The following is a 10488-nucleotide window of genomic DNA, read 5'->3' as shown; positions in this document are numbered from 1 at the left end:
TGGGGGTGGAGCAACGCTTTGTGTAATGCTAGCCCATGCCAAACGATCTCATCACACTCATGACGTAAAAAATAACTAATATCAAATACATCCCAAAGGTTTTCAATATCGTTTGCATCAATGTTTTGAGCCAATAGTTGGGTGAGGGCCTGAGCTTTACGCTGTGCTAAAATTTCTGTGGCGTTTGGCTGATCGCCTTGTAAAACACGGAGTGTTAGGGTGTAGAGATCACTCAGTAGTTTGGCTTTCCATGAGTTCCATATGGTAGGGTTGGTGCCTTTGATATCGGCTACAGTTAGTAAGAACAAGGCAGATAAGCGGCGTGGGGTGCTGACATGTTTCGCAAAATCAGCAATGACCGTTGGGTCACTGATATCCCGCTTCTGTGCCACCATAGACATACTTAAATGGTCATAAACTAAAAAAACAATCAGTTCCGTATCGGCTGCGCTAAGCTGATGGCGCTGACAAAACGCCAAAGCATCTTGCGCGCCAAGCTCAGCGTGATTACCACCTCGACCTTTAGCAATATCATGGAAAAGCGCGGCGATATAAAGCACCCAAGGCCGTTCAAAAGCATCCATGAGCTGGCTGGCTAATGGATGGTCATTCGCATATTCGGCGAGCGTAAAACGGCGCAAGTTACGGATCACCATCAGTGTATGTTGGTCTACGGTGTAGACATGAAAAAGATCATGCTGCATTTGCCCCACGATATGCCGAAACTCCGGGATATAACGGGGCAAAATGTTAAGCATATTCATGAGCCGAAGAGCATGCAACACCCCTCGTGGTTGCTGTAAAATGGCTAAAAAAAGCTGTTGGTGCAAAGGCTGCTGCCGAAAAGACTCATTAATTAAACGGCGCGCGTGCCATAGAGCGCGCAAAGTCTGGGCACTAAAATGATGCAGATCACCGCGTTGCTGCAAAAGCAAAAACGCACGTAGGATGAGATCGGGGTGTTTTTGTAATTGCTCCGGCTGGCGCAGGTGCAAGCGTTGATTACGGACCTCAAAAAAAGCATCGATGGGTTCGCGTACAGGCGGTTGGGGGGAAAATAAAATCTCCTCAAGGTTTTGCATCAAAATGGTATTCATTTGATGCACGGTGCGTGCAGCCCAGTAATAGCGCTGCATGAGCTTTTCGCTTGCCTGTTGTTTATCTTTGCCCGTAAACCCATAGATACGTGCCAACTCTGGCTGATAGTCAAACAGTAATCGGTCCTCGGCACGCTGGCTAAGCAAATGCAGCTCGATACGTAAACGCATAAAAGCAGCGGAAGCGCGTGTAATGGCACGTAGTTCGGCTGGGCTCAAGAGTTGAGCCTGTGCGATTTGTTGCCATGAGTCTCCCAGCCCCATGGCTTTGGCTAGCCATAATAAAATTTGTAAATCTCGTAAAGCGCCTGGGGATTCTTTGCAGTTGGGTTCAAGCGCATAGGGCGTATTTTGGTAGTGAGCATGACGCTGACGCATTTCTGCCAGCTTCGCTTGAAAGAAAGTCTTAACCTCAAGTTGCTGCTCTAAGCTTTTTTGAAGTTGTTTAAAAAGTTTGAGATGGCCAGTGATAAAGCGGGCTTCTAATTGTGCGGTTTGGGTAGCAATGTCTGCCTCGGCGGCCTCTAGACATTGGGCAATGGTACGCACACTGGAAGCCGCTTTAATGCCTATATCCCATAGCGCCGCTATAAACTGTTCAATAGCATGTTGCTCGTTTAGGGATGGTGGGTGATGAAGTAAAATTAAAATATCGACATCAGAAAAGGGATAAAGCTCTTGGCGACCATAGCCACCCACGGCGATAAGAGCGCTAGCTGCTGGTAGCGGCTTTAAAGCGGTAAGCTGGGTTAAGCATTGATCAGTATAGGTGCTGAGTCGACGTAGTAAATGCTCGGATCGAGGACGCAAACGGAAGCGTTGAATGGCTTTGTGTCGTTGCCGTTGTAAGCGCTTTTTTAGTTGCGTAAGATCCGAGGCAGCTTGCATTAGCGTTTAAAACCTTTTACAAAAGCGGGCGGCTCGGGCATCTCTGGGGAAACGGTTAATACCTCGTAGCCGTCTTCTGTGACTAAAATGGTATGCTCCCATTGTGCAGATAAACTGCGGTCACGGGTAACCACCGTCCATTGATCCGGTAGTAGTTTAAGATCCCGCTTGCCAGCATTAATCATGGGCTCAATCGTAAAGATCATGCCGGGCTTAAGCTTCATCCCAGTACCAGGCTTACCGTAATGTAGGACTTGGGGATCTTGGTGAAAAACTTGACCAATACCATGTCCGCAATATTCGCGTACCACAGAGTAATGATGGTCTTCGGCATGCTTTTGAATAGCGTGACCAATATCACCCAGGGTGGCTCCCGGCTTTACCTGTTCGATCCCTAACCACATGCACTCATAAGTGACTTCGGTTAGACGACGAGCCAGAATGGAGGGCTCACCTACAAAATACATACGGCTGGTATCGCCAAACCACCCATCCTTAATGACAGTGACGTCTAAGTTAATGATATCGCCGTTTTTAAGTTTTTTATCACTGGGAATACCATGGCAAATGACATGGTTGACAGAGGTGCAAACGGCACCGGGAAAAGGGGGGTGCCCAGGGGGCGCGTAGCCTACTGTCGCCGACTCGACGTGAAGCACATCGCGAATATAATCTTTACACAGTTGATCGATTTCTGCGGTAGTGATACCAGGCTGAATAAAGGGTGTTAAATAGTCAAGAGTTTGGGCTGCCGCTTGGCAAGCAGCACGCATTTTATCTAAATCTGTTGGATCGGTAACAATTGGGCTCATAATAGCTTGAGTTTAATGGGAAAAAAGTAATATAATCATTGGCTATCGTAAGTCAATTCATGCGTCTTGGCAAAACGATGAGATCGGACAGATCCGTTTGATCAGCTAAGTGCTGTAAACGCACTTAATTTGCACTACAGACCGGTAGCCTTCCTATTTAGTTTAATACTTAGATTGCGTTGGTGTCTTTCTTTTTTCAGCAAAGACGGTCTTTTTGCGTTTTTATTCTTTTTTTAAATCGCGCATCTAATCGTCTCAGGGTGTCTGGATATACGGTTTAACTGTTTCCTTACCGGATGTTGGATTAGATGCAAGAACAAACCCTTGGAGAACTCTCATGTCTTTAATGCGTGAAATGCTAGAGGCTGGCGTACACTTTGGCCACCAAACTCGTTTCTGGAACCCAAAAATGGAACAATACATTTTTGGCCAACGTAACCGTATCCATATCATTAACTTGGAAAAAACGGTTGTGCAGTTTGTTGAAGCCCAAAAATACCTCAGCGATCTAGCTGCTCGTGGCGGTACCATTTTATTTGTAGGTACCAAGCGTGCCGCTCGCGAAATTGTCGCTGCTGAAGCACAACGTTGTGGCATGCCTTATGTAGACAGCCGTTGGTTGGGCGGTATGATGACCAACTTTAAAACCGTTAAAACTTCCATCAAACGCCTTAAAGACATGGAAGCTCAGCTTGCTGATGGCGCGCTAGAGCGTATGACCAAAAAAGAAGGTCTGTTGTTTGAGCGCGAAATGGAAAAACTCAACAAGTCCATTGGTGGTATCAAGGACATGGCCAAACTACCCGATGCTTTATTTGTCATCGACGTTGGCTATCATAAAATTGCAGTGGCCGAAGCTAAAACGCTTGGTATCCCTGTTGTGGCAGTGGTGGATACTAACCACTCGCCCGAGGGTATCGAAAAAGTGATCCCTGGTAACGATGACTCGGCTAAAGCTATTGCTCTTTATGCTCGTGGTATGGCTGATGCCGTTCTACAAGGTCGCAACCAAGCTCTAAGCGGTTTAGTTGAGGAAATCCGCGGCGAAGAAGAGTTCGTCGAGGTAGAAGCAGCTGAACAAACCAGCGAAGAGTAATCCCTATTACCCATAGGGGGCAGGCACGGCTTATCGCAGTCGTGCACCGTAGACTTTTACTTGCCCCAGTTTACTGGGGCATGTTTTACAGATTTGGAGAAAATCGTGGCTCAAATTACAGCATCGATGGTTAAAGAATTGCGCGAGAAAACAGACGCTCCTATGATGGAGTGCAAAAACGCCTTGGTGGAAGCCGAAGGTGATATGGCTCGTGCAGAAGAACTGTTGCGCGTTAAGCTAGGTAGCAAAGCAAGCAAAGCCGCTTCTCGTATCACTGCCGAAGGTCTGGTCACGGTTTACATTGCTGACGATGCCAAAACTGGCGCCGTCGTAGAGGTAAACTGCGAAACCGACTTTGTGGCAAAAAACGAAGACTTCATCAACTTTGTTAACGAAGTAACACAGCTAGTTGCCGAGAAAAACCCAGCGGATGTTGCCGCTTTAGCGGAGCTTCCTTTCCGTGATGGTACAGTGGAAAGCGTGCGTGCTGGTCTGGTTGGTAAAATCGGTGAAAACATTACTGTACGTCGTTTCCAGCGTTTTGAAACCGAAAATAAGCTCGCCCAATACGTACACGGCGGCAAAATCGGTGTAATTGTTGATTACTCTGGTGACGATGAGGTCGGTAAAGACGTGGCAATGCACGTGGCTGCGATGAAGCCTAAAGCATTATCAGCAGAACAGGTGCCAGCCGAGGACATCGAAGCCGAGCGCTCCGTTGCTGCACAAAAAGCAGCCGAGTCCGGTAAGCCTGCTAATATCGTAGAAAAAATGGTAGAGGGTGCTGTAAACAAATTCCTCAAAGAGGTCACGTTGCTATCTCAGCCATTTGTTAAAAATGATAAACAAAGCGTTGAGCAAATGCTCAAAGAAAACAACGCTACTGTTGCTGCTTACACCGTATATGTCGTAGGCGAAGGTATCGAGCGTCGCAACGAGGACTTTGCTGCCGAGGTTGCTGCCGTAACAGGTGCCTAAGTATTTAGTTTGATTGAGCAAGGCGCAGGTGTATTGCCTCTAGGCAATACCTTGCGCTCTGTTTTATACTTTCACTGTTCTAACTCTCGGAATTTCTGTCATGAACACCCCTTTATACAAGCGCGTTTTGCTTAAATTGTCTGGCGAAGCGCTCATGGGCGAAGATGCCTTTGGAATTAACCGCGCAACGATCATGCGCATGACTGAAGAAATATCCGAAGTCGCAAAGCTAGGTGTTCAGGTCGCTATTGTCATTGGCGGGGGTAATATCTTCCGTGGGATTGCTCCTGGTGCTCAAGGTATGGATCGTGCAACTGCAGACTATATGGGCATGATGGCAACCGTAATGAATGCTTTAGCCCTGCAGGATGCACTAAAAAATGCTGGCTTAGATGCTCGCGTTCAGTCCGCTCTTAATATTGAGCAGGTGGTCGAACCTTATATTCGTCCTAAGGCCCTACGCTACCTCGAGGAAGGCAAGGTTGTTGTGTTTGCAGCGGGTACAGGGAACCCTTTCTTTACTACAGATACTGCAGCGGCATTGCGCGGGGCAGAAGTTGGCGCGGAAATCGTCTTAAAAGCGACAAAGGTAGATGGTATTTATAGCGCAGACCCAAATAAAGACCCTGGTGCAACACGTTATGCGCGAATTAGTTTTGACGAAGCAATTGTGCGTCGTCTCGAGGTCATGGATGCCACTGCTTTTGCGCTGTGTCGTGATCAAAAGCTCCCCATTAAAGTTTTTTCTATTAATAAGCCTGGCGCACTACGTCGTGCAGTGTGTGGTGAAGACGAAGGCACTTTAGTGCACGTTTAATATAGGAATAGTTATGAGTCTTTCAGAGATTAAAAAATCCGCTGAAGATCGTATGAAAAAATCGATCGAAGCCCTAGTCACCAATTTAGCCAAAATTCGTACTGGTCGTGCTACGCCCGGTATTCTTGATCATGTTTCGGTGGAATACTACGGCTCCGAGGTTCCTGTTAGTCAAGTGGCTAATATCACCGTTGCTGATGCGCGTACACTAAGCTTACAAGTATGGGAAAAACAAATGGCTCCGGTTGTAGATAAAGCCATTCGTGAGTCCGATTTGGGTTTAAACCCAATTCTGTTGGGTGAGACCATTCGTGTGCCTATGCCCCCCTTGACCGAGGAGCGTCGTCGCGACTTGACTCGTATTGTGCGTGCTGAAGGCGAGGACGCTAAGGTAGCGGTGCGTAATTTACGCCGGGATGCGAACGACTCTTCTAAGCGCTTACTCAAAGATAAGGAAATATCCGAAGACGAGGATCGTCGTTTTCAGGAAGAAATTCAACGTCTTACAGATAAATTCGTCGCTGAGATTGATCGGTTAATTGCCGAAAAAGAAGACGAAGTGATGACGGTCTAATACCGTTAGGTGGTTGCGATGCTGTTTAGCTCTACTCAAACCATACCCGACTACAGCGCAGTGCCGCGCCACCTTGCCATTATTATGGATGGTAATGGGCGATGGGCGACCCGTCGCATGCTACCTCGTACGGCAGGTCATGTCCGTGGGGTTCAGTCCGTGCGCCGTGTAGTAGAAGGCTGTGGTAAAGCAGGGGTGAAATACCTCACATTGTTTGCTTTTAGTTCTGAAAACTGGCGACGCCCCGAAGAAGAGGTTTCTCTTTTAATGCGATTGTTTGTGCAAGCCCTTGAAAAAGAGGTGCATAAACTTGAGCAGCAAGGGGTGCGATTACGGGTGGTCGGGGATTTAAGTCGTTTTGACCCTAATTTGCGCGAATTAATCCATCAGGCTGAGCAAAAAACGGCGCATAACGACGCTTTGCATTTAACAGTTGCAGCTAATTACGGTGGGCGCTGGGATATTTTACAAGCCACGCAGCAGTTACTTAAAAATCAGCCACAACTTTGTCAGAATCCCTCTCAGCTCGACGAGGCGGCTTTTAGCCCGTACTTATCGATGGCTTTTGCACCAGAGCCCGATTTGTTTATTCGTACGGGGGGAGAGCAACGTATTTCTAATTTCTTAATTTGGCAGCTAGCGTATACAGAGCTGTACTTTACTGATGTCTATTGGCCGGACTTTGGGCTAAAACACCTACAAGAAGCTTTTGACTGGTATAGTAAACGGGAACGCCGTTTTGGGCGGACGAGTGCTCAGCTTTAATTCACATTTAGGTTCTGTATGTTAAAACAACGCGTTGTTACAGCTGCTATTTTGATTGCACTGTTATTAGGCGCTATATGGGCACCAACGCCATGGGCATTGGTGCTTATTTTATGTGTCATGGCCAGTTGTGCTGTTTGGGAGTGGTTACGACTTTCTTATAGCGATAAGCCACTGGTTCCCACTCTTGTTGCTGTGGCTTTTGCCTTCATGACATGGGGATATGCACGCCAATGGATCATCGATGCAGAACAAGGGTTAATGCATTCGCACCCTTTTTTGCTGATTAGCCCGATTGTTTTGGCATATTGGGTCATTGGTGTCGGTTTTATGCTCGCCATGGCGCAAACACAAAAGCGGCAAAATCCCCTTGCGCTGTCCTTATTTGGCGTAATGAGTATAGCGGTGGCCTGGGCTGCTTTGGTCGATATGTGGTTATATCGTGGTGCGTGGTACTTATTATCCATGATGGCCGTGGTTTGGGTGGCTGATATTGCTGCTTATTTTAGTGGTAAGGCGTTTGGTCAACGCAAGTTAGCTCCGCGCATTAGTCCAGGGAAAACGTGGGCAGGCTTAGGTGGGGGGGTACTGGCTGTGGTTGCTTGGGTACTGATTAGTAGTACCTGGTCCGGTTCTTTTGGTGCAGAGCTAGTTGCTAATTGGTCCTGGTTTGGTGCTATGGTTTTTGCTGTGCTTCTAGCGTTATTTTCTGTGGTGGGGGATTTATTTGAGTCGCTGCTCAAGCGACGTGCTGGTTACAAAGATTCCAGCCAACTTTTACCAGGTCACGGTGGTGTTTTAGATCGTATTGATGCGCTTATTCCCGTGGCTCCGCTGGCTGCTTTTGTGGCAGGGCCATGGCTGCAGGCTTTGCTAACTAACCCCGTTAATTCTTAGCATTTATGATTCAGTCTATCTGTGTGTTGGGCTCGACCGGCTCCATTGGAAAAAGTACCTTAGATGTGATTGCGCGTCATCCAGAAACGATGCGAGTGTATGCCTTATCTGCTTTTAGCCAAATGGTGGAGTTGGCTCACCAAGCCCAACAAAGTCAAGCTAAAGTCGTGGTCGTACCAGATGCGGCGGCGGCACAAAGGTTTAAAGACGCTTGGAATAGCTCTTTGCCCTTGCCAGAAATCCGTTTAGGCACCGAAGGATTAAACAGCGTAGCCAGTGCGCCAGAAGTCACTACCGTGATGGCCGCTATTGTTGGCGCCGCCTGTTTAGAGCCTGCGTTGGCTGCGGCTAAATCCGCAAAGCGGATATTATTGGCTAATAAAGAGTCTTTAGTGGCAGCAGGGGGCTTGTTTATGCAGGCTGTGCGCGAATCCGGTGCGCAGGTGTTACCCATAGACAGCGAACACAATGCGATGTTTCAATGCTTACCTCCAGAGGCTCAGTGTAGTGCACCTACAGAACCACATGGCACCATACGGCGTTTGTTGCTAACCGCTTCGGGGGGACCCTTTAGAGAAGCCGCTCCAGATCAACTGCATCACGTGACTCCAGAGCAGGCATGTAATCACCCTAATTGGTCGATGGGGCGCAAAATTTCTGTGGATTCAGCCACGATGCTCAACAAAGGTTTAGAGGTGATTGAGGCGCACTGGCTCTTTGCTATGCCTGCAGATAAAATCCAGGTGGTTGTCCACCCACAAAGTGTTGTGCATTCGATGGTGGAATATACCGATGGCTCTATCTTAGCTCAGCTTGGACAACCTGATATGCGCACTCCTATTGCTTATGGTCTTGGCTATCCTCAGCGTATCCAAAGCGGGGTAGGTCTTATGGACTTAGTGCAATTGGGGCGCTTAGATTTTTATGCGCCGGATTTTGCCCGTTTTCCTTGTTTGCAGTTAGCTTTTGATGCGCTCAATACTTCTCAGGCAGCCTGTGTGGCCCTAAACGCGGCTAACGAGGTAGCGGTTGATGCTTTTTTACAAGAAAAAATCCGCTATACCCATATACCTCAGGTGATAGCGCATACTATAGATCGGATTGAAAAAAAGGCTTATGTATTGGCGGAGCTTGCGGATGTGTTAGCGCTGGATCAACATGCGCGTGCCTTGGCCAATGAGCAGACTCAAGTTCTTATGAGTGTCCACTAATATGTTAATAACACTGCTGGCTTTTGCTGTTGCGATTGGCTTGCTTGTCACCATTCATGAGCTGGGTCATTATTGGGTGGCTAAGCGTTGTGGTGTACATATCGAGCGCTTTTCCATTGGTTTTGGGCGGGTGCTTTTTAAGCGTACAGATAAACACGGTTGTGAGTGGGCTATCTCAGCTTTGCCTTTAGGTGGATACGTGATGATGCGTAGCCAAGTCCCTGAACAGGCGCCGGAAGCCATAAAACAGAGTGCTTTTGAAAGTAAAACCGTAGGGCAGCGGGCTGCTATTACTGTTGCTGGCCCAGTAGCCAACTTATTATTGGCTGTACTGTTGTATGCGTTGGTAGGTTGGGTTGGTACACAGGAGCCCGCCGCGCTATTAGCTCAACCGCCGTTGCAAACCGCTGCAGCACAAGCGGGTATCGAGGCAGGCGATCGAGTGCTGGCTTTAGACCAGAAGCCAGTGGCCTCTTGGTCGCAATTACGCTGGCAGCTTCTAGACAAAATGCATACGGGGGCAAACATTGATTTGACCCTAGAGCGCGCTGGTGGGGCTCAAGTCACACGATCATTATACTTACCCCCTTCCTTGTTAGAACCAGAGCAGGACCCTTTAGCATTAGCCGGTTTAATGTTGGCAACCCCACAACCAAGCGTGCGTCAGGTGATAGCGGGTTCGGCAGCAGCTCGCGCAGGGCTGATGGAAAATGATATATTGGTGGCCATTGATGCCAAATCTATTCAGAGTGCCAAGCAGTTTGTAGAGGCGATTCAGGCTCGGCCTGATCAAACCATTCAACTAACGGTATTGCGCGAAGAACAGCCGCTGACAATACCTGTGCAGGTTGAGGCGCATTTGGATGACAAAGGTATTAAAACTGGTCGAGTAGGGATTATGCTGGGGGCCAATATTGAAATGGTAACGGTACGTTATGGTCCTATTCAAAGCATACAGCAAGGTCTAACTCGCACGGTGGATACCTTTTGGCTTTCATTGAAAATGCTGGCTCGCATGGTGACTGGTGATGTATCAGTGAAAAACATCAGTGGACCTGTTTCCATTGCGGATTATGCCGGACAAAGCGCACGTATAGGGTTAAGCGCCTATATACATTTTCTTGCACTCATCAGTATAAGTATAGGATTATTAAATCTTTTACCTATACCTATGTTAGATGGTGGGCATTTGCTGTATTATGCCATCGAGGCCGTAACAGGACGTCCGGTATCGGATGAAATAAAGCTTGTTGGGCAACGAATAGGCATAGCACTGCTTGCTGCATTGACCATGTTGGCTTTTTTTAATGATTTTAATCGGTTATTAAATTAGTCACATGTCTTATAATATCA

Annotated in this window: 10 protein-coding genes; 8 read left to right on the top strand and 2 right to left on the bottom strand. The window is 47.7% G+C overall.

Annotated elements, in window-relative coordinates:
* Together glnD and map are read right to left on the bottom strand one after the other, a co-directional pair.
* Positions 1-1985, bottom strand: a 1985-nt coding sequence (gene glnD, locus Q1V74_RS02180) for a [protein-PII] uridylyltransferase (RefSeq protein WP_300646858.1), incomplete at its 3' end; no start/stop codon positions are given.
* On the bottom strand, positions 1985-2797 hold the full coding sequence (gene map, locus Q1V74_RS02175; protein ID WP_300646856.1) for a type I methionyl aminopeptidase: 813 nt from the start codon (positions 2795-2797) through the stop codon (positions 1985-1987). The genes glnD and map, both read right to left, overlap by 1 nt.
* 337 nt (positions 2798-3134) lie before the next feature.
* Between map and rpsB the strand changes: the two genes are divergently transcribed.
* The 8 genes from rpsB to rseP all read left to right on the top strand — a co-directional run bounded on the left by rpsB (position 3135) and on the right by rseP (position 10468).
* Positions 3135-3893 (top strand): 30S ribosomal protein S2, encoded by a 759-nt coding sequence (gene rpsB / locus Q1V74_RS02170; protein ID WP_260648698.1) that lies wholly within the window; start codon positions 3135-3137, stop codon positions 3891-3893.
* A gap of 105 nt (positions 3894-3998) precedes the next feature.
* Entirely contained in the window at positions 3999-4871 is an 873-nt protein-coding gene (gene tsf, locus Q1V74_RS02165) for a translation elongation factor Ts (protein WP_300646855.1), read from the top strand.
* Between the two features lie 100 nt (positions 4872-4971).
* Positions 4972-5688, top strand: coding sequence for a UMP kinase (pyrH, locus tag Q1V74_RS02160; protein WP_260648700.1), 717 nt, complete (start codon positions 4972-4974; stop codon positions 5686-5688).
* A 13-nt stretch (positions 5689-5701) separates the two neighbouring features.
* On the top strand, positions 5702-6262 hold the full coding sequence (frr, locus tag Q1V74_RS02155) for a ribosome recycling factor (protein WP_260648701.1): 561 nt from the start codon (positions 5702-5704) through the stop codon (positions 6260-6262).
* 18 nt (positions 6263-6280) lie between these two features.
* Complete coding sequence (gene uppS / locus Q1V74_RS02150; RefSeq protein WP_260648702.1) at positions 6281-7027, top strand: polyprenyl diphosphate synthase; 747 nt, start codon at positions 6281-6283, stop codon at positions 7025-7027.
* Positions 7028-7045: 18 nt separating this feature from the next.
* Complete coding sequence (locus Q1V74_RS02145) at positions 7046-7924, top strand: phosphatidate cytidylyltransferase (RefSeq protein WP_260648703.1); 879 nt, start codon at positions 7046-7048, stop codon at positions 7922-7924.
* 5 nt (positions 7925-7929) lie between these two features.
* The gene (gene ispC, locus Q1V74_RS02140) at positions 7930-9135 is read left to right on the top strand and encodes a 1-deoxy-D-xylulose-5-phosphate reductoisomerase (RefSeq protein WP_300646854.1); all 1206 of its coding nucleotides are present in this window, start codon (positions 7930-7932) and stop codon (positions 9133-9135) included.
* 1 nt (position 9136) lies between these two features.
* Entirely contained in the window at positions 9137-10468 is a 1332-nt protein-coding gene (rseP, locus tag Q1V74_RS02135; protein WP_300646853.1) for an RIP metalloprotease RseP, read from the top strand.
* Positions 10469-10488: the final 20 nt, after the last annotated feature.

Origin of the sequence: Paenalcaligenes sp., assembly GCF_030152715.1 — a bacterium.
GTDB lineage: Bacteria > Pseudomonadota > Gammaproteobacteria > Burkholderiales > Burkholderiaceae_B > Paenalcaligenes > Paenalcaligenes hermetiae.
Note: the sequence above shows the minus strand (reverse complement) of the source record. Positions and strands in the feature narration are given on the sequence as shown.

Coding starts and splice junctions, on each gene's coding strand:
- rseP (WP_300646853.1), top strand. CDS start 9,137: ATGTTAATAACACTGCTGGCTTTTGCTGTTGCGATTGGCTTGCTTGTC.
- rpsB (WP_260648698.1), top strand. CDS start 3,135: ATGTCTTTAATGCGTGAAATGCTAGAGGCTGGCGTACACTTTGGCCAC.
- ispC (WP_300646854.1), top strand. CDS start 7,930: ATGATTCAGTCTATCTGTGTGTTGGGCTCGACCGGCTCCATTGGAAAA.
- uppS (WP_260648702.1), top strand. CDS start 6,281: ATGCTGTTTAGCTCTACTCAAACCATACCCGACTACAGCGCAGTGCCG.
- Q1V74_RS02145 (WP_260648703.1), top strand. CDS start 7,046: ATGTTAAAACAACGCGTTGTTACAGCTGCTATTTTGATTGCACTGTTA.
- frr (WP_260648701.1), top strand. CDS start 5,702: ATGAGTCTTTCAGAGATTAAAAAATCCGCTGAAGATCGTATGAAAAAA.
- map (WP_300646856.1), bottom strand. CDS start 2,797: ATGAGCCCAATTGTTACCGATCCAACAGATTTAGATAAAATGCGTGCT.
- pyrH (WP_260648700.1), top strand. CDS start 4,972: ATGAACACCCCTTTATACAAGCGCGTTTTGCTTAAATTGTCTGGCGAA.